This window comes from Bacillus sp. FDAARGOS_527 (assembly GCF_003812125.1).
Classification (GTDB): domain Bacteria; phylum Bacillota; class Bacilli; order Bacillales; family Bacillaceae_G; genus Bacillus_A; species Bacillus_A paranthracis.
The window spans coordinates 3,196,120-3,213,814 of record NZ_CP033795.1; the positions used below are offsets into that span (position 1 = coordinate 3,196,120).

Annotated in this window: 24 protein-coding genes; 3 read left to right on the forward strand and 21 right to left on the reverse strand. The window is 36.2% G+C overall.

Features of this window, described 5'->3' with window-relative positions:
* Window positions 1–4: 4 nt before the first annotated feature.
* The 4 genes from nagA to scpA form a co-directional block, all read right to left on the reverse strand.
* Entirely contained in the window at window positions 5–1,147 is a 1,143-nt protein-coding gene (nagA, locus tag EGX95_RS19060; RefSeq protein WP_001993693.1) for an N-acetylglucosamine-6-phosphate deacetylase, read from the reverse strand.
* Between the two features lie 208 nt (window positions 1,148–1,355).
* A complete protein-coding gene (locus tag EGX95_RS19065) occupies window positions 1,356–2,258 on the reverse strand; it encodes a ComEC/Rec2 family competence protein (RefSeq protein ID WP_001214088.1) in 903 nt (300 codons plus the stop codon).
* A gap of 78 nt (window positions 2,259–2,336) precedes the next feature.
* Window positions 2,337–2,909 carry a segregation/condensation protein ScpB gene (gene scpB / locus EGX95_RS19070; RefSeq protein WP_000376223.1) on the reverse strand — a complete coding sequence of 191 codons (573 nt, stop codon included), beginning with the start codon at window positions 2,907–2,909 and terminating at the stop codon, window positions 2,337–2,339.
* Window positions 2,910–3,067: 158 nt separating this feature from the next.
* On the reverse strand, window positions 3,068–3,811 hold the full coding sequence (gene scpA / locus EGX95_RS19080) for a segregation/condensation protein A (RefSeq protein WP_123805729.1): 744 nt from the start codon (window positions 3,809–3,811) through the stop codon (window positions 3,068–3,070).
* A 169-nt stretch (window positions 3,812–3,980) separates the two neighbouring features.
* Here scpA and EGX95_RS19085 point away from each other — a divergent pair, with 169 nt between their 5' ends.
* On the forward strand, window positions 3,981–4,076 hold the full coding sequence (locus EGX95_RS19085; RefSeq protein WP_000510194.1) for a YjcZ family sporulation protein: 96 nt from the start codon (window positions 3,981–3,983) through the stop codon (window positions 4,074–4,076).
* 98 nt (window positions 4,077–4,174) lie between these two features.
* Window positions 4,175–4,693 (forward strand): DUF309 domain-containing protein, encoded by a 519-nt coding sequence (locus EGX95_RS19090; RefSeq protein WP_000283586.1) that lies wholly within the window; start codon window positions 4,175–4,177, stop codon window positions 4,691–4,693.
* 20 nt (window positions 4,694–4,713) lie between these two features.
* On the opposite strand, the gene ribT is transcribed toward EGX95_RS19090, so the two are convergent.
* From ribT to EGX95_RS19105, 3 genes are all read right to left on the reverse strand, one after another.
* Window positions 4,714–5,082, reverse strand: coding sequence for a GNAT family N-acetyltransferase RibT (ribT, locus tag EGX95_RS19095; RefSeq protein ID WP_000908397.1), 369 nt, complete (start codon window positions 5,080–5,082; stop codon window positions 4,714–4,716).
* A gap of 68 nt (window positions 5,083–5,150) precedes the next feature.
* Window positions 5,151–5,333, reverse strand: coding sequence for a hypothetical protein (locus EGX95_RS30830; protein WP_002028396.1), 183 nt, complete (start codon window positions 5,331–5,333; stop codon window positions 5,151–5,153).
* A 213-nt stretch (window positions 5,334–5,546) separates the two neighbouring features.
* Window positions 5,547–5,984, reverse strand: a complete 438-nt coding sequence (locus EGX95_RS19105) for a peptidylprolyl isomerase (RefSeq protein WP_000853792.1) — start codon at window positions 5,982–5,984, stop codon at window positions 5,547–5,549.
* A 187-nt stretch (window positions 5,985–6,171) separates the two neighbouring features.
* Here EGX95_RS19105 and EGX95_RS19110 point away from each other — a divergent pair, with 187 nt between their 5' ends.
* Window positions 6,172–7,038, forward strand: a complete 867-nt coding sequence (locus EGX95_RS19110; RefSeq protein ID WP_000850502.1) for a DUF1002 domain-containing protein — start codon at window positions 6,172–6,174, stop codon at window positions 7,036–7,038.
* Window positions 7,039–7,068: 30 nt separating this feature from the next.
* Here the strand turns inward: EGX95_RS19110 and EGX95_RS19115 are convergent, their stop codons facing one another.
* The 14 genes from EGX95_RS19115 to dacF all read right to left on the reverse strand — a co-directional run bounded on the left by EGX95_RS19115 (window position 7,069) and on the right by dacF (window position 17,691).
* On the reverse strand, window positions 7,069–7,872 hold the full coding sequence (locus EGX95_RS19115; protein ID WP_001993687.1) for a Cof-type HAD-IIB family hydrolase: 804 nt from the start codon (window positions 7,870–7,872) through the stop codon (window positions 7,069–7,071).
* 96 nt (window positions 7,873–7,968) lie between these two features.
* The gene (gene spoVAF, locus EGX95_RS19120) at window positions 7,969–9,441 is read right to left on the reverse strand and encodes a spore germination protein SpoVAF (RefSeq protein ID WP_000165582.1); all 1,473 of its coding nucleotides are present in this window, start codon (window positions 9,439–9,441) and stop codon (window positions 7,969–7,971) included.
* A complete protein-coding gene (locus EGX95_RS19125; RefSeq protein ID WP_001254415.1) occupies window positions 9,428–9,997 on the reverse strand; it encodes a stage V sporulation protein SpoVABEA in 570 nt (189 codons plus the stop codon). The genes spoVAF and EGX95_RS19125 overlap by 14 nt, the downstream gene beginning before the upstream one ends.
* A 5-nt stretch (window positions 9,998–10,002) precedes the next feature.
* Window positions 10,003–10,353, reverse strand: a complete 351-nt coding sequence (spoVAE, locus tag EGX95_RS19130; protein WP_000384637.1) for a stage V sporulation protein AE — start codon at window positions 10,351–10,353, stop codon at window positions 10,003–10,005.
* Window positions 10,354–10,356: 3 nt separating this feature from the next.
* On the reverse strand, window positions 10,357–11,373 hold the full coding sequence (spoVAD, locus tag EGX95_RS19135) for a stage V sporulation protein AD (protein ID WP_123805731.1): 1,017 nt from the start codon (window positions 11,371–11,373) through the stop codon (window positions 10,357–10,359).
* A 13-nt stretch (window positions 11,374–11,386) separates the two neighbouring features.
* On the reverse strand, window positions 11,387–11,845 hold the full coding sequence (gene spoVAC / locus EGX95_RS19140) for a stage V sporulation protein AC (protein ID WP_000147736.1): 459 nt from the start codon (window positions 11,843–11,845) through the stop codon (window positions 11,387–11,389).
* A gap of 14 nt (window positions 11,846–11,859) precedes the next feature.
* Window positions 11,860–12,276: a stage V sporulation protein SpoVAB gene (gene spoVAB / locus EGX95_RS19145; protein ID WP_000572932.1), complete on the reverse strand. Its 417-nt coding sequence runs from the start codon at window positions 12,274–12,276 to the stop codon at window positions 11,860–11,862.
* Window positions 12,269–12,889, reverse strand: a complete 621-nt coding sequence (gene spoVAA / locus EGX95_RS19150) for a stage V sporulation protein SpoVAA (protein WP_000438356.1) — start codon at window positions 12,887–12,889, stop codon at window positions 12,269–12,271. Before spoVAA ends, spoVAB begins: the two co-directional genes overlap by 8 nt.
* 116 nt (window positions 12,890–13,005) lie before the next feature.
* A complete protein-coding gene (locus EGX95_RS19155) occupies window positions 13,006–13,104 on the reverse strand; it encodes a methionine/alanine import family NSS transporter small subunit (protein ID WP_000016826.1) in 99 nt (32 codons plus the stop codon).
* Window positions 13,104–14,630: a sodium-dependent transporter gene (locus EGX95_RS19160; protein WP_000450064.1), complete on the reverse strand. Its 1,527-nt coding sequence runs from the start codon at window positions 14,628–14,630 to the stop codon at window positions 13,104–13,106. The genes EGX95_RS19155 and EGX95_RS19160 overlap by 1 nt, the downstream gene beginning before the upstream one ends.
* Window positions 14,631–14,767: 137 nt before the next feature.
* On the reverse strand, window positions 14,768–15,526 hold the full coding sequence (gene sigF / locus EGX95_RS19165; protein WP_000350729.1) for an RNA polymerase sporulation sigma factor SigF: 759 nt from the start codon (window positions 15,524–15,526) through the stop codon (window positions 14,768–14,770).
* 12 nt (window positions 15,527–15,538) lie between these two features.
* Complete coding sequence (spoIIAB, locus tag EGX95_RS19170) at window positions 15,539–15,979, reverse strand: anti-sigma F factor (RefSeq protein ID WP_001243400.1); 441 nt, start codon at window positions 15,977–15,979, stop codon at window positions 15,539–15,541.
* On the reverse strand, window positions 15,980–16,330 hold the full coding sequence (gene spoIIAA, locus EGX95_RS19175) for an anti-sigma F factor antagonist (RefSeq protein WP_000059133.1): 351 nt from the start codon (window positions 16,328–16,330) through the stop codon (window positions 15,980–15,982).
* Between the two features lie 170 nt (window positions 16,331–16,500).
* Window positions 16,501–17,691, reverse strand: coding sequence for a serine-type D-Ala-D-Ala carboxypeptidase DacF (gene dacF / locus EGX95_RS19180; protein ID WP_000831994.1), 1,191 nt, complete (start codon window positions 17,689–17,691; stop codon window positions 16,501–16,503).
* Between the last annotated feature and the right edge of the window lie 4 nt (window positions 17,692–17,695).

Genomic DNA, 17,695 nt, shown 5'->3' on the forward strand with positions numbered 1-17,695 from the left:
TTCATTACTTCCCTTCCTTCATATGAATTCCTAAACGAACCGTATCATATACATGTAAATCTTCATTCATCACAACAAAGTCTGCATCTTTTCCTACCGCTAATGCACCTTTATTATTTAATCCAAACTCTTCTGCTTGGTTCACTGATGTCATTAGTACTGCATCTTCGATTGAACAACCTGTAAATTCAATTACATTTCGGAAAGCTTGATCCATTTTTAGAATACTACCAGCTAACGTTCCATCTTCTAATCGAGCACTACCATCTTTTACATGTACTGGCTGTCCGCCAAGCTCATATAATCCATCTTCAAGACCTTTTGCACGCATTGCATCAGTAATAACACTTACTTTTTTCGGTCCTTTTAATTTATATGCTAATTTCACCATATCCGGGTGAATGTGAATACCATCTGTAATTACTTCAACCATTACATCTGGATTTAATAACACATGACCAACAACTCCTGGTTCACGGTGATGTAATCCACGCATTTGATTGTATAAATGCGTTGCATGTGTAATGTTTCTATTTTTTAGTTGCGCATCAATTGCATCGGTATGTCCCATTGTGCCAACAACACCAGTTTCAGTAAGATATTGCTCAAACTCTAACGCACCTTCTTCTTCAGGTGCATATGTTACTAATTTAATTAAATTTCCGCTTGCTTCCTGCCATTGTTTAAATTGTTCAATATTCGCAGGAACAATATGTTCAAGTGGTTGTGCACCCGCACGTTTTTTTGAAACATACGGTCCTTCTAAGTGAATATATTCGAAATGCGCTCCTTTTTCTTTCGCTTCCTTCGCAGCATGTAGTGCTGCTTCGATTGCTTCTGGAGCTTGTGTCATTGTTGTTGGGAAGTAAGTTGTAACTCCTTCTTTTAACATTTCTTTCCCTAGAGTTACTAACCCATCGCTATTTGCATCCATCGCATCAATATCGTATCCACCATGAATATGAACATCAATCATACCTGGAATCACAATTTTCCCTGCCGCATCTAAAACAGTTTCATTTTCTTGTGATACATATTGAGCCATCAAACCAATTTCTTTAATTGTTTCTGCGTAACGAATAAATCCGTTTTCTACTACTTCTTGACCTGTATAAATTTTGGCATTGATGACAACTTGCGTTTTCATTTTCATCGATCCTTTCCCATGAAATACCTACTTGTTATTATTACCTTATTCGCCTAATTCCATCTTAATATATGCACGAGTAGTTGTCTATACATTCTAATGAAATTTCCTCTTTGCTTAACAAAAAGGAAGCTTAGTACGTCTCTCGCAATTATAATATATGTTATTCATTTTTTCCAAAAAGGAACAATATCATCTATTGTATGAATCACTTAAGTAATGGCATTAATCCGCTAGACCCTATTGTAATATGTTCGCCGTCTGTTTCCATTTCTACCGTACGTCTATTTGTTCCATACATCATTATACCATGCTGTTTTAATCGTCTCACTACACTTTGATGCGGATGCCCATACGGATTTTTGCTACCATAAGAAAGAATCGCGAACTGTGGTTCTACCTTCTTTATAAACCTTTCACTTGTTGAAGTATATGAGCCATGATGTCCCACCTTTAGCACATCTGCATGTACATCAAATTGCTTTAATATTTCAGTTTCCGTCCGCACATCAGCATCACCCATTAGTAAAAAATCTGCCTTACCATACCGAACCTTTAATACAATTGAAGATTCATTATTTTCATCTTTGGACTTCCCATTGTTTAATACTTGTATGGAAACATGCGGATCTAGCGGTATGTATTGGCCCTCTTTTACTGAAATGAAAGGGATTCCCCTTTTCTTTATATGATTTCGATACGTATGATAAGTAAGAGAACTATATGTTTTTCCACTATCTAATATAAGTGATACCGGCATTTGCTCTACAATCGGAATGAGCCCTCCAATATGATCCATATCAGGATGAGTACTGACGATAGCATCTAAATGGTTAATTCCTTTTTCAATTAGCTTTTGGATGATAACCTCACCAGCTTCATAAGGTCCTCCATCAATTAACATCGTTTGTCCATTTGGCAATATAATAAGTGTTGCATCACCTTGCCCAACTTTTAAGAAACTCACTTTCATTTTACCAAAATGTTGCCGCTGCATATGTAAAGGAGACGCGGTATGAATAGACATCATATACCTTTTTGCCGATGCACTATTTAAAGAAAAGCATAACAAAACAGAAACTAATAATAAAATACTTCGTATACCTCTCATAACTCGTCTCCTTTTTTCAATTAGTATGGCACGGTATATAATTGATATACAAAAAAAGCTTAGCAAAATGCTAAGCTTTTATTTCGATATCTCTTGTAAAGAACCAAAGAATAAATCCGCTTCATTCATTTGTTCGTTTTCTTCAGAAAGCGGAGGTAAATCATCTAATGTTTTTAATCCAAACGTGTCCAAAAATTCTTTCGTCGTTCCATATAAAATCGGACGCCCAGGTCCTTCTGCTCTTCCCATTTCTTTTATAAGTAAGTGTGATACTAACGTTTGTAACGCCTTATCAGTTTTTACTCCTCTAATCTCTTCCATTTCAGTTCTTGTAATGGGTTGACGATATGCAACAATTGCTAACGTTTCTAGCGCAGCCTGAGAGAGTGAAGCAGCTGTTGGGATATCTATTAGTTTTTGATAGTACGACGCATGTTCTTTCTTTGTAGCAAAACGATATACTTTTGCATACTGTACAATTTGCAAACCGCGGTGTGCACCTTCACATTCTTTTTGCATTTCTTCTAAAATATTGATTACTTCGTTTCCTTCAATTTCAAGGACTTTTGCTATTTGTTCAGGAGAAATCCCTTCATCACCAGAAACAAATAAAAGCCCTTCAATGATTGATTTCTGTTCTGTTCTATCCATTTTACGAGCTCCTTCCTCCTATTTTCTCCATAAAAATACACATCAAAAAACCGAATCACAATCAATGCGTTCGGTTCAATATTTTTTCTCTTGTTCCAAACGATACATTCAAACCTAGCATGAGATATACTATTTCTATCCCATTTTCCATACTAACTCTATGCAGATTTAGTATAGCTTGATACGAAAATTTCATCAAAATTATGTTCTTGTTCAATTACGATTTGTTGATTTTTCATAAGCTCAAGAACCGCTAAAAATGTTACAACCATTATTTCCCGTTCATCATCAACAAACAAATCATAAAAACTTTGACGACCACCTTGTATTTCTAACAGCTTTAAAATATCCGTCATACGCTGTTCAATTGGTATTTCTTGATGAGTAATACGTGTTGTCACAGGTTTCTTTGCTTTTTTACGGCGCATTAATTTTTGAAATGCCGCTAGCATATCATATAACGTAACATCAAGAGGCAAGCTTGTCTCCTCTTCTTGTTGCAACGATGTAAAATCAATTGGCGGACGTGTATATAGCTGTGCTCTTTCTTGTTCTCTTTCTTTTAGTTCAGTAGCAACTTGCTTATATTTCTTATATTCAATTAACCTCTCCATCAATTCTTGACGAGGATCATCTATAAAGTCATCACCGTTATCAAGTACATCTTCTTCATGTTTCGGCAACAACATTTTACTTTTAATTTGTAATAACGTTGCAGCCATTACTAAATACTCACTTGCAACATCTAATTGTAATTCTTTCATCGTATGAACATAAGATAAATATTGCTCTGTAATTTCCGCTACAGGAATATTATATATATCAATTTCATAACGATGTATTAAATGTAACAATAAATCTAAAGGCCCTTCAAAAGCCTCTACTTTAAAATTATACTGCACAAAGCATCCCACCACATTTTTTCTATAACAACATAAGTATAGAGCATACTCATGTTCTATCCAACCTTTTTAAGAAATTTAATTAAAAATAGACCTATGCCTATGGCATCATGCCCACCACTTCATATGATAACAGTGTAGTAAGAACAATGTAGGAGGTCAAAAAACTATGGGTCACGTTGATTGTGGTTTTAGCGGTGGGTTCGCATTACTTGTTGTATTGTTTATTTTACTCATTATTGTAGGGGCAGCTTGCTTCTGCTAATATGAACAATAACGACTAGGGAGAAATTCCCTAGTCGTTTATTGTTCATATTTCTATGATAAACTTATACTTATAACCGTTAGATAGGAGCGAAGAAAATGTATCCTACGGAATACATACAGTTTTTAATTCATTTTCACGGAGATTATGATTATTTTGAATGCCACGAAATACTGGAAGAATATTGGAAAACAAAACCGAGAGGAAATCGGGATCATTATTTAGTCGGCCTCATTCAAATTGCAGTTTCTTTATACCATCACAGACGCTCTAACTGGAATGGCGCAGAGAAGATGATGAAAAGCGCCATAACGATTTTAGAAAAAAACAGTGCACATTTACTTCGTTTAGGAATAAATGAGGCACAACTTCTGTTCTTACTCAAAGATAAATTGCAATCTATCCAGAAAAAAGAAAGTTTTACACCGTTATTTTTACCATTGTCGGATACAACATTAGAAAAGTACTGCATAGAATTATGTCAGAAACAAAACCTTCCTTGGAAAGACGTGAATGCTACTTCTAATGAATTTATAATACATAAGCACACATTACGTGATCGAACAGAAGTCATCGCTGAACGAAACGAACAATTACAAAAAAGAAAGCAGAGATAATAAACTACTTATCTCTGCTTTCACGAATGTATATTTTGTTCAAGCCCTTTACACTTTTTGCAAAAACTTGCTGTTTGCTCATTTCCGCAAATTGTAAATTCAAGAAATTTACTCTTTAACTCTTGAACCATCTTCGTCCCAATACCCATATGACGGTGAGATGGATTCACACTCAAATGCTGAATTTCCAAAACTTGATTCTCTTTTTTTACAATCCCCATTATCCCAACAAAATCTTCGTTTTGTTTCCACAAATACAATTGCCAATCATCCTTTGCTTCATAATCTTTCATAGTCAATTGTAATGTTTTCACATCTTTTTCAGTTGGCATAAATGAAAGAAGCCCCATTGCAATCTTTTCATAACTTTTTTTAAAACGAATTAACATAACCCTTATCCCTTCTTACAAAAGTTACAAACTATTAAATCCCCTCAATCACTCTTTTCATATCACATTCATTTTACAATATTTTCAACAGAGTGAGAAGAGCTTAAAACAACTTGATAATCATACAAAGCGAAAAGAAGAAAGTCAAATATACATTTCATTACTATTTTTGTTAAGTAGATAAAAGAAGAAACACTGTTATATGAAAGTGAAAAGAAACATCCACCGCTCATTATCACTTCACTATTCATCACCTTAGAGCAGATGAATTCTAGCAAAATGAATGTAATAAACAACTTTTATTGAAATGTGGAATCTAATGTATTCTATGTAATTTGTTAATATTTTGTTCTCATAAGCGACTTATTTTCACTACAATCACATTACTACTTGTATCATGTACCGTAAACGAAATACCCATTCCTATTAAAAAAAGAGAGCAATAGCTCTCTTTTCTCATTCACTTATTCTTCCCAAACTTTAACTTCTTTCATTACATCACCTTGACGCATGTTTAATACTGTTTCAATACCGCTTGTTACTTTACCGAATACAGTATGTACACCATCTAAGTGTGGCTGCGGCTCATGAACGATAAAGAATTGGCTACCGCCTGTGTTACGGCCAGCATGAGCCATAGAAAGTGATCCTACAAGGTGTCTATGAGGATTTCCATCAGTTTCACATGGGATAGAGTAACCTGGGCCACCCGCACCCGTTCCTGTTGGGTCTCCACCTTGGCTTACGAAGCCAGGAATAACGCGGTGGAATGTCACACCATCATAAAATCCTTGCTCTGCTAGTTTTTTAAAGTTTTCTACTGTTTTTGGTGCCTCTTCTGGGAAAAATTCCAAATCGATTTTTTCACCATTTTCCATTACTATGTATCCTAAAGTTTTCATACGTATATGTCTCCTTTCAACTATCTCAGCACTATATTACCACATTCATGACTAGAAACAAAAAGAATCCGACAATCTACATACTTCTTTTTTGAAATGTGGAAAAAGCTAGGTGACAAATAAGAAATATATACTATAATAACTGTGTTGCCCGAAAATTTTAGAAAGAGAAAGGGAGCGATTTTTCGTGAAAACGAAATTACTAGCTCTGCTATTAGCTGTAGCAGTATTTATTATGCCAACAGCTTCGTTTGCAGACATCATCGAAGGAGAATCAATTGTTACACTAGGAGAAAACTTGTCTGAACAACAAAAACAAGATCTGTTAAAAGAAATGAAAGCACCAAAAGATGCTACAATTATTACTGTGTCTAATGCGGAAGAACATAAATTTCTAGAAGGGATTGTTCCAAAAGCGCAAATTGGTACGAGAGCAATTTCCTCTTCTATGATCACATACACAAAGCCAGGTTCTGGTCTCATTGTACGTTCAAAAAACATTAATTCAATAACAGATGCAATGTACACAAACGCACTTATTACAGCAGGTGTGAAAGATGCAGAAATTCAAATTACTGCACCATTTAAAGTTTCTGGAACTGCTGCTTTAACTGGTTTAATGAAAGCCTATGAAACAACATCAAACAAAGCAATTCCTGAGGAAGTAAAAAAAGTAGCCAATGAAGAAATGGTGCAAACATCCCAGCTCGGCGATAAAATTGGTGAAGAAAAAGCAGTTCAACTTGTTGCGAAAATTAAAGAAGAAATTGCGAAAGAGCAGCCAAAAACGACTGAAGATTTACGTTCATTAATTAAAAAAATTGCGGATCAACTTGGTATTACATTAACGGATGAACAGTTAGATAACTTAGTTGCTCTATTTGATAAAATGAAAAATCTTAACATTGATTGGAATCAAGTTGGCAGTCAGTTAAATAAAGCAAAAGAACACGTTTCTGCCTTTTTAGGATCTGAAGAAGGGCAAAGTTTCCTAGATAAAGTGAAAGATTTCTTCTCAAGTATCATTGATTTTGTTAAATCGTTATTCAAGTAAAAAGAAGCTCGCTAGTAGCGAGCTTCTTTTTTATACAAGTAACGGCAATTTCATAATAGCTTCTTCAACCGAACGAACAATATGATTCGCTTTCTCCTTCACATATGGATGAGCATGGTGCAGAGTAAATGAATGCGGGGTTATTTCAAACATAGAAATATCATTGAAAGAATCTCCAATGCATGCAACTTCATTTGCTTCAATTTGCAAATGTTCCATTAGTCGTCTTAAAGCACTCCCTTTACTTACTCCCCTTGGCATAATGTCAACATAGCGTTTACCAGACATAAAAACTTCCGCTTCGTTCTGAAATGTATCTCGTAATTCTTGATCTAATGCTTCAATTGTCTCTTCTTCCCCAAAAACAAACAATTTCGCAGGATGTACAGTTTTACCAAATTCCTCTTCTAACGCTTCAATTTCAGCGATATGCACTCCCATATACGCTTCAAAATTATGGTGATGTTCATTCTTCCTTTTTGTATATCGCTGCTCATTTGCACAAACAATATCCGCTAGTCCTTTTTTATGTATATATCGATATATTTCCTGGGCAACCGTATTTTCAAAACTCGATTCATAAAATAAATTCCCATCCGGAAGTAACATTGTCGCTCCATTTAAGCCAGTTGTGTAATATGGGAATTCAAACCTATTTACGACTTCATCAATTCGATGAGTAAAGCGGCCTGAGGCAAAACAAATATTTGTCCCTTTTTCAGCTAACCAACAAATTGCACGTTCATCTTCTTTTTGCATATGATTTACATTGTAAACGAGCGTGTCGTCTAAATCACTTACAAATAATTTAATCATGTCCTCTTCCCCTTCCATACACAATATCTACTCTAAGTGTACACAAAAAATGTTTGATTTTTGTTAAAAAACAATAAATTTTTGCTAAAAAAATAAACGGGTGTATAATCCCGTTTATTTTTGTCTTTTTACATTTTGAGGTCTTACAATACTTGGTCGTACTTTTAAACTAGACATCGTCGGACGGAGTAGAATTTTTGTTAATGCGCCCCAATCAAATGGTAAAAACGGCCATAAATAAGGGGTTTGCAAACTTTTTATAGACGTTAAAAATAAAATCAATATCGTCATACCAATTACAAAGCCCATCTCATGGAAGAGACCTGTTAAAATAATAACAAATAATTTTCCAACCTTATTCCCTAGCCCTAATTCATAGCTCGGTGTTGCATAAGCACCGATCATAGAAACTGCTACATACAAAATAACTTCTGGTACAAACAAACCTACATCGATTGCTATTTGACCAATTAATATGGCAGAAATTAATCCTGCTGCTGACGATAACGGCGTTGGAGTATGAATGGCTGCCATCCTTAAAAATTCAAGTCCTACTTCTGCCATTATCACCTGTAATAAAATTGGTAAATGTGTCATCTTAGTCGGTCCAATAAAAGCAAGATTTTCTGGTAAAAGAGTTGGATCAAATACAAACACTAACCAAAACGGTAGTAAAAACAAGGAGAATAAAACACCTAAAAAGCGTACCCAACGTAAAAATGTTCCGACTGCTGGATTTTGTCTAAACTCTTCTGCATGCTGTAAATGATGAAAATATGTTGTTGGCGTAATCATAGCACTCGGTGATGTATCAACTAGTACTAGAACATGTCCTTCTAATAAATGATTTGCTGCTACATCCGGTCTTTCTGTATATCGAATAAGCGGGAATGGATTATAGCTTTGCTTTACAACAAATTCTTCCACTGTTTTATCCGCCATCGTAATGCCATCGACATCGATATTATTTAATTCTTGTTTTATAATCTTTACTAAATCTGGATTTGCAACATCTTGTACATATGTAATACAAATATCCGTTTGCGATCGATCCCCTACTCGAATAATTTCATTTCGAAGACGTGGATCTCGAATTCTTCTACGAATTAACGCTGTATTTACAACGATATTTTCAACAAATCCATCCCTCGCACCGCGTACTACTTTTTCAGTATCTGGCTCTGTCGGTGTTCGTCCTGGATAGCTACGAACATCTATCACGAACGCTTCTGTTTCGCCTTCCACAAATATAACAATAAGCCCTGATAACGCTTGAAGCATTACTTCATCCATCGTTTTCACTTTACTTACTTGCTGATGAATTAAACGATTCTCTAAAAGCTTTACAGTATCTTCTTCAACATCCCTTATTTCATTCGTATCCACAGCTTCTTCTAAAATAGGAATAATATAATTTGTATCACAAAGTCCATTTACGAATAATACTGCAATTTCTTTATTCAAAATTTGAAATTTACGAATACCAACATCAAATGTGACGCCTAATCCAGCCGTTTGTTTTAAATAATTTTCATTGTCACTTATGAAAGTTGAAATCGGAATATCTATTTTTTTAGGCTTCGTCATAAAATCCACTCCTTTCCAAAATTAACTGAATTGCTTTTTTCGTAATTGGTGAGCCTCTCTCCCATTCATCGTTTCCACACATCTTACCAATATCACCAACACCAACAATGACGGGAACATTCAAATCATCTAAACAATAAATTGTATCTCCGCTAATTCTGCCAATTTCACCATCTGGAAGTCCAAATTTATCAACACCATATTCCGTTAAATTCCCGTTCCGATCTACACTTACATCTACACGTGCCCATTCCCAATGGTGTGTATTAGACGCTACTGCCAAAATCCCAAGTACATCAATTTGTTTATGCGTGGCTACATATTTTAAAGCTTTTTCACCAGATCCTTCTCCAATAAATCCACTGTCATCAAACATGACAAATACAGGGTCATATGGCGTTTGCATAATAAGCTCAACAACTTTCTTCCCTGTCAATTTGGTTGGATTACTTTGTGATGCTGAAATACACCTTCCCCCAAATTCCTTCGTTAAAAGCTCAATTGTTCGCTTTGCATATTCATCTCCATCTGTGACCAAAACAACCCTTCGTCTCATTTGATTTATCCTTTCGGTTTACATATAAGTGCTACAAAAAATGAAAATAATATTGCTGCTGAAATACCTGCAGACGTTAAACTAAACATACCCATACCAATCCCTATATATCCGTGTTTCTCTGCAGCATGCATTGCCCCGTGTAATAGGGAATGTCCAAAGCTTGTAATAGGAACTGTCGCCCCAGCACCAGCAAACTTTATAAGCTTATCGTACAATCCGAATCCATCTAAAACTGCTCCTATCACTACAAAGGTAGCCATTAAATGGGCTGGTGTTAACTTTGCGAAATCTAACAATACTTGCCCAACTACACAAATAGCGCCTCCTACAAGAAATGCATATATATAATCCACAATTCACTCTCCCTTCACTCTCTCAAATACGACACCATGTGCAATTGTTGGAATTGTTTCTTTTTGTTGCATCGTCATCGGGCTTAATAACGCACCAGTAGCAACGACAAAAATTCGTTGTAAATTCCCTTTTTGCATCTCGCTTAATAAATGACCATATGTGACAACAGCTGAACAAGCACAACCACTACCACCAGCAAATACTTCTTCTTGACCGGGATCATAAATCATTAATCCGCAATCGTTATATATATGCCCAATATCATAACCTTCTTCCAGTAACAGTTGTTTCGCGATCGGTGTCCCAATAGCTGATAAATCACCGGTAACAATCAAATCGTAATCGGCTGCACTTCTCTTCAAATCCTCAAAATGTTGCTGAATTGTATGAGCTGCAGCAGGTGCCATCGCCGATCCCATATCTAAAGGGTTCGCAATTCCTAAATCTTGCACTTTTCCAATCGTAGCCGCTTTGATTTTAATGGCACTTTTTTCTTTACTAATTAATATGGATCCCGCACCTGTAACAGTGGAATTTGCTGTTCCTGGTTTTTGTCCCCCATACTCTGTTGGATAACGAAACTGTCTTTCAGCTGTTGCATTATGACTACTTACCGTCGCTAAAACACGATTTGCGAATCCACCATCTATAAAGGCTGATCCGACCGCTAAAGTCTCCATCGAGGTCGCACAAGCACTAAACATGCCTAAAAAGGGAATTCCCCACTTACGCGCAACGTAATTTGCTGTTACTGTTTGATTTAATAAGTCACCCGCTAAAAAGAAATCAATTTGTGATGTTTCTACATTTGCTTTTTGCATGACTTGTTGAATAGAATCTGACATTAATCTTCGTTCCGCAAGCTCCCAGTTTTCCTCTCCGCAATGTAAATCATCATATGAAATATCAAATTCCTTTCCAAGAGGGCCTTCAGCTTCTTTTGGACCGACGGCAGTACCGGTTGCATTCACATAAATATCATTTTGAAATACCCACGTTTGTTTTCCTGTCAACCTCATACTAGCCCCTCCTTTAAGACATAAAAATTTTAAAAGTATATCTTATTAACCCAATAATGTACGCACCGACAACACCAAAAACGATTACACTTCCCGCTAGCTTAAACATGTTTGTAGCAACCCCAAGTACAATTCCTTCACTCTTATGCTCTAGCGCAGCACTTGCCATAGAATTCGCAAATCCCGTAACAGGTACGGCCGAACCTGCTCCAGCAAATTGACCGATTTTATCATATACACCACAACCTGTTAAAATCGCCGATAATAGTACAAGAGTTGCGACTGTTGGATTCCCTGCCTCTTGTTCACTAAAATGAAAATAATGTATATAAAATTTCATCAATACTTCTCCGATTGTACAAATGAGTCCACCTACAAAAAATGCCTTAACACAATTTATAAAATAATTTGGCTTCGGATGGTATTCCTTCACTTTATTTACGTAATCGTCCTTTAGTTTTCGCCCTGTCATTTATATATTGCCTCCTACTTTACGAAATAAATCCAGTGAAACAACGAGCCTATTACTTTTCCAAGTACAAGAGCAACGAGTAAAACAACAATCTTCCCCTCTACCCCTACTCGTTTCGCTAAAATAGGTAGAACATTTAACACTTCCGTTAATGCGGCAGCGAGCATTCCAATGAATGTACCACAAAATATTCCTAATATAACAAGCCAATATTGCGACGTTTGAAATGTAATGTTTTTCAAACTACACCAAGCTCCTGTTAACGTACCTGCAATAACTGCCCACTCAAAATATTGAATGTGCTTTCCACTTCTCGTTAATTGAGCTAGACGAGGGATTATACCAAGTACAGCTAAAAACGCAACATATCCGCTACCTACAGCAATTCCTCCTGCTAAAGCAATTAAAATAACGAATCCAGACTCAATCATCGGTAAGTTGTTTCATATTATCCTTGTTTTCATGAACAATTACATATTGGTCAAGTGATTGCTGGTATTGGAACATCTCCACTTCTAACGGACTCGGCTCTTCATTAATACGCTTTTGAAATACATGATTAAAAAATAAAACCATGCCTAGCCCAAGACCTAATGAATAAGGAATTTGAAATAAAAGTGGTTGTGCCTTAAATTCTCCCGTAATCATGTAATATAACCGTTGGTGCACTTGTTGCATGCTTACATCTTCATGAAAATATATGATGGCAAGAGCTGCTCCAATGAAAAGTAACAACCATACAAGTCCTAAAAAAATCGGATGTACTTTCTTTTTTTCATATATAATTTCAACAAGAGTTTGTCCAGAACCGAGTAAATTAATTTGTATATGAGCGGTTTTTCGCCTAATAATCTCAATTATTTTCATAACATCAATTACAACATGCGTTTTATCACGCGCTGTAATTTTATAAATTACCTCATCCTGTAACGACTGAACTACTGCAGCATCTCCGGCAAGTTGAGCAACATCTCCCAGCTTTACTTCATACGTAGGAGAAACTTTTAATCGATTACGCATTTTAATATAAATTGTTTGTTCCAATTTCCATTCACCTCTTCACTCTTCCTCGTAGTTGTAGTATGGTTATTCAATTTTTTTCTAATACAATTTTTTCATAAAAAAACATCTGTACCATTTCGGTACAGATGTTTTTTAGTTTATGCTTTTTTCTTAAATAAATTTGCAATGCTTAATGCGAGCCCTCCCCAAATGACTACTATTCCAATAACCATCATCATAATCGCTGATCCACTCATTATGAAACACCTCGATCTTTCCATTCTTTTTCAAGCTTAGCAGAATCTGAATGTATTTGTGCATTCCATTTCTTTAAACTAATGATTAGCGCAATGATAAGGAACGCTGCTGCAATTGACCAACCATATGTTACGACAAACTCCGTTGGGTAACCTCCATAGTTCTTTTTAATATTTTGGATTGTACCATCAATTAACATGTACCCTAACATAAGCGGAGTAATAACGAGTAAACTCACTCTCCAAAACGTCCCTAACTTAATATCAGATACGAAGTTTGCGTGATTTTGATAAACTGGTAAACGACGTAAAATGAGTCCTATCGTAACTACTTCCGCTAGAGCAATTGTAATTAATCCGAAGTTATTAGCGAAGTAATCCACAACATCTAGGAACATAAGCCCGCCACGTGTCGCAAAAACGAGAGAAACGAGTACGAGAAGCGTCCCCATAATTCCAATTGTTTTTTGGCGACTTAAGCTGAACTTTTCAGATACAGCAGCAAAACATACTTCCGCAAGCGAGATGAGGGATGTAATTCCGGCAACCGTTAATGATAAGAAAAATAATACGCCAAATAAAGGTGACATCGGTAATTCATTAATAATTTGCGGGAATACTACGAACGCAAGCCCTACACCAGCACTTGCCACTTTATCAACTGGTACTCCCATATTATTTGCCATAAATCCAAGAGCCGCAAAGACCCCAATCCCTGCTAATAATTCAAATCCTGAGTTTGCAAATCCAGTAATAAAGGCATTATTTGTTGTATCTGAGTTTTTCGGTAAATAACTAGAATACGTAATCATAATTCCAAATGCTAAAGATAAGCTAAAGAAGATTTGACCGTAAGCAGCAAGCCATACTTTTCCGTCAAAAATACGACTCCAATCTGGTTTAAAGAATGCATCTAATCCTTGCATTGCACCTTCCATCGTCACTGCACGAACTACGATAATAAGGAACATAACAACTAGTAAAGGGATGAAAATACGGTTCACAACTTCGATTCCTTTTTTAACTCCTTTAAAAGCAACACCAAGCACAATAATCCAAACGAGAGCTAGTGGAATTAATACTTCCGGTACGAGCCCTCCAAACTGTCCCGGTTTATCTGCAACATGTAAATACTCTTTAAATAAAAATGATTCCGTATCTTTCCCCCATGCGCCAGTAATTGCAAAATACGTATAAGAAATAGACCAAGCAATAATTACTGCATAATATGTTGAAACGATAAACGTTACACACATTTGCCACCATCCGATGAATTCAGCACGCGGATGAATACGGAAGAACGTAAGTGGTGCTGAACCACGGTGACGGTGCCCAAGAGCAAATTCAAACGCCAATAGTGAAATACCAGTCGTTAATAATGCGAATAAGTACGGTAAAAAGAATGCGCCTCCCCCATTTTCATACGCCGTATAAGGAAAACGCCATATGTTTCCTAATCCAACGGCAGAGCCGACCGCTGCAAAAATGAATCCAGCCCTCGTTCCCCATTGTTGCCTCGTTTCCATATTTCCTTCCCCCTTTGTGACAAGTTCATAATTGGATTATATTTTAAATTTACTAAATTATCAATAAATTCTGTTAATTTTTAAGAAAGTTTACAATCTCCTCCTATTAAAGTCATAAAAAAAGATCGAATAGATAACTATTCATCTATTCGATCTTTCATCTGTTTTAATATTTTCTTTTCAAGTCTTGAAACTTGCACTTGCGAAATACCTATTCGCTCTGCTACTTCTGATTGAGTTTGGTCTTTATAATAGCGTAAATATACAATTAAACGCTCTCTCTCATCTAATTCTCTAATTGCTTCTTTTAAAGCAATTTTATCAAACCATTTCGTTTCAGATTGATCTGCAATTTGATCTAAAATAGTAATTGGATCTCCGTCGTTTTCATACACCGTTTCATGTATGGATGAAGGGGCACGACTTGCTTCTTGCGCCAGAACCACTTCCTCTGGCGTTAGTTCTAACGCTTCAGCTACTTCATTAATCGTTGGAGCCCTTCCGAATTCTTTCGAAAGCTCATCTCTCATCTTTCGAATTTTGTTTCCTGTTTCTTTTAAAGACCTACTTACTTTCACTGATCCATCATCACGTAAAAATCGTTGTATTTCGCCAATAATCATGGGAACTGCATATGTTGAAAATTTCACGTCGAAAGATAAATCAAATTTATCTACCGATTTTAAGAGTCCAATACATCCAATTTGAAACAAATCGTCTGGTTCGTATCCGCGATTAAGAAAACGTTGCACAACCGACCATACGAGACGCATATTACTTTGAACAATTGTATCTCTTGCTTGTTGATCTCCATCTTGACTTTTTTGAATTAACGCTTTTAGCTCGTGGTCCTTTAACTGAGGTTTCTTCTTCTCATTTTTGACCTCTATGTCCATAGGCTATTCTCCTTAATTGCATAGAGCGTTACTATTTGATAAGTATTTTGTCAAATGGATTGTTGTCCCGAAAGATTCGTTTGAAATAACTTCTACTTCATCCATAAAATTTTCCATGATAGTAAATCCCATTCCGGAACGCTCTAATTCAGGTTTAGTTGTAAAAAGGGGTTGTCTCGCTTCATCTAAATTAAAGATGCCAATCCCTTCATCTCGAATCGTGAGTTTCACCATTGCTTCTTCCAAAATTACAGAAATATAAACAACACCTTCTGCATTTCCTTCGTACCCATGAATAATTGCATTCGTAACCGCTTCTGACACAACTGTTTTAATCTCTGTAAGTTCTTCCATCGTAGGATCTAGTTGTGCAATGAAAGCAGCTACTGTAACGCGAGCGAACGATTCATTTTGACTTAACGCTGAAAATTGAAGGTTCATTTCATTTCTCATTTATGCCACCCCCAACGTCGCGAGCGCATGCGCTTCACTTTCTTCTAAGCGAACAATTTTAAATAAGCCCGACATTTCAAATAAACGTTTAACAGGCGGTGAAATTGCACAAACAACCATTTCTCCACCTAATCCCTTTACATGCTTATATCGGCCTAATATAACACCTAAACCAGAACTATCCATAAACGATAAGTTCTCTAGGCTCAAAACAATATGATGAACACCATGTGTCTCAATCATATCTGTTACTTTCGTTCGCAACTCTTCAGCAGTATGATGATCTAATTCACCCGCTAGCCTCACACATAGGACGTCACGTTTTACTTCTAATTGCATGGAAAGACTCACACGATTTCCTCCTTATGCTCAAACTTTACTCATTTACATACATAAAGATTTTCGTGATACAACATAAGAATCCTTCCTACTGACAAAAGAAGAACTATTTCGCCATAAAGTGAAACCATTCAGCAATTATTTACTTACATACGAATAGAAAAGCGGCAAAATATTTGCCGCTATTTTGATGTTGAAAACATCCCAAAACTTCTTTTAAATAACTCCCACCAGCTCGCTGCAGCAACATCTTCTTTTGCTACAATTGTTTGTTTTAATAAAACATCTTGATCTTTTTTTATAACAAGTGTACCAAGCGCATCGCCCTTTTTAATTGGTGCTTTCACTTTCTTTTCAGCAATTACTTCTTGCTTTACCTTGTCCATATTTTCGCCCTTCTTCATAAGAAGAGATACATTATCTGACGCAACTAAATCTACTTTTTCTTTTTTCCCTTTTCCTACTTGGACAGTCTTAATTTTTTCGCCTCGTGTATACAATTTCTTTGTCATATATTGACCAAATGCGTAGTCAAGAAGCTTCGTTACTTGATTGTTCCGTTCTTTCGATGTAGGTGCTCCCATAACAACTGAAATAACACGCATCCCATTCTTTTCAGCCGATGCTGTTAAACAATATTTTGCTTCTGTCGTAAAGCCCGTTTTTACACCATCTACTCCAGGATAAAAACGCACTAACTTATTCGTATTAACGAGCCAAAACTTCTTATCCGTATCTTCACGTAAATAGTCTTCGTATTTTCCTGTGTATTTGCGAATAAGTGGGTACTTCATCAATTCTTTCGCCATTATAGCCATATCATTTGCTGTGGAATAATGATCTTTAGCCGGAAGACCTGTCGGATTTTGAAAATGAGTATTTTTCAGTCCTAAATCTTTCGCTTTTTTGTTCATCATATTTACAAAACCTTCTTCTGAACCAGCGATATGCTCTGCTACTGCAACAGACGCATCATTTCCAGATGCAATTGCAATACCCTTTAGCATTTCATTTACGGTCATCTCTTCTCCAGGCTCTAAAAAGATTTGTGATCCACCCATTGAAGCTGCATGCTCACTTGCTCTCACTTTATCGGTCAGTTTTAGTTTTCCTTTTTCAACTTGTTCCATAATTAATAGCATTGTCATAATCTTCGTCATACTAGCAGGCGGTAATTTCTCATTTGGATTTTTATCAAACAAAACTTTACCTGTATCTTGTTCAATTACAATTGCTGATGACGCTTGTTCCGCTAACTTCGGCGTTGTTTCTTCTGTTTTCTCCTGCTTCGTCTTCTCAGATTGTGCGAAACTAACTGAAGTACCAGAAAGCAATAACATGAAACAAACAAGTATTCCAAAAACTCGCTTCATGACT

Excerpts from the sequence above, each read along its gene's own strand:
- scpB (WP_000376223.1), bottom strand. The coding sequence starts at position 2,909 with ATGGATAGAACAGAACAGAAATCAATCATTGAAGGGCTTTTATTTGTT.
- EGX95_RS19160 (WP_000450064.1), bottom strand. The coding sequence starts at position 14,630 with ATGGAAACGAGGCAACAATGGGGAACGAGGGCTGGATTCATTTTTGCA.
- EGX95_RS19105 (WP_000853792.1), bottom strand. The coding sequence starts at position 5,984 with ATGAAAACTTTAGGATACATAGTAATGGAAAATGGTGAAAAAATCGAT.
- EGX95_RS19090 (WP_000283586.1), top strand. The coding sequence starts at position 4,175 with ATGTATCCTACGGAATACATACAGTTTTTAATTCATTTTCACGGAGAT.
- EGX95_RS19125 (WP_001254415.1), bottom strand. The coding sequence starts at position 9,997 with ATGAGACGAAGGGTTGTTTTGGTCACAGATGGAGATGAATATGCAAAG.
- ribT (WP_000908397.1), bottom strand. The coding sequence starts at position 5,082 with ATGTTAATTCGTTTTAAAAAAAGTTATGAAAAGATTGCAATGGGGCTT.
- EGX95_RS19065 (WP_001214088.1), bottom strand. The coding sequence starts at position 2,258 with ATGAGAGGTATACGAAGTATTTTATTATTAGTTTCTGTTTTGTTATGC.
- dacF (WP_000831994.1), bottom strand. The coding sequence starts at position 17,691 with ATGAAGCGAGTTTTTGGAATACTTGTTTGTTTCATGTTATTGCTTTCT.
- sigF (WP_000350729.1), bottom strand. The coding sequence starts at position 15,526 with ATGGACATAGAGGTCAAAAATGAGAAGAAGAAACCTCAGTTAAAGGAC.
- EGX95_RS19085 (WP_000510194.1), top strand. The coding sequence starts at position 3,981 with ATGGGTCACGTTGATTGTGGTTTTAGCGGTGGGTTCGCATTACTTGTT.
- spoVAB (WP_000572932.1), bottom strand. The coding sequence starts at position 12,276 with ATGATTGAGTCTGGATTCGTTATTTTAATTGCTTTAGCAGGAGGAATT.
- spoVAD (WP_123805731.1), bottom strand. The coding sequence starts at position 11,373 with ATGAGGTTGACAGGAAAACAAACGTGGGTATTTCAAAATGATATTTAT.
- spoVAF (WP_000165582.1), bottom strand. The coding sequence starts at position 9,441 with ATGACGAAGCCTAAAAAAATAGATATTCCGATTTCAACTTTCATAAGT.
- nagA (WP_001993693.1), bottom strand. The coding sequence starts at position 1,147 with ATGAAAACGCAAGTTGTCATCAATGCCAAAATTTATACAGGTCAAGAA.
- EGX95_RS19115 (WP_001993687.1), bottom strand. The coding sequence starts at position 7,872 with ATGGAAGGGGAAGAGGACATGATTAAATTATTTGTAAGTGATTTAGAC.
- spoVAC (WP_000147736.1), bottom strand. The coding sequence starts at position 11,845 with ATGACAGGGCGAAAACTAAAGGACGATTACGTAAATAAAGTGAAGGAA.
- EGX95_RS19155 (WP_000016826.1), bottom strand. The coding sequence starts at position 13,104 with ATGAGTGGATCAGCGATTATGATGATGGTTATTGGAATAGTAGTCATT.
- spoIIAB (WP_001243400.1), bottom strand. The coding sequence starts at position 15,979 with ATGAGAAATGAAATGAACCTTCAATTTTCAGCGTTAAGTCAAAATGAA.
- EGX95_RS30830 (WP_002028396.1), bottom strand. The coding sequence starts at position 5,333 with ATGAATAGTGAAGTGATAATGAGCGGTGGATGTTTCTTTTCACTTTCA.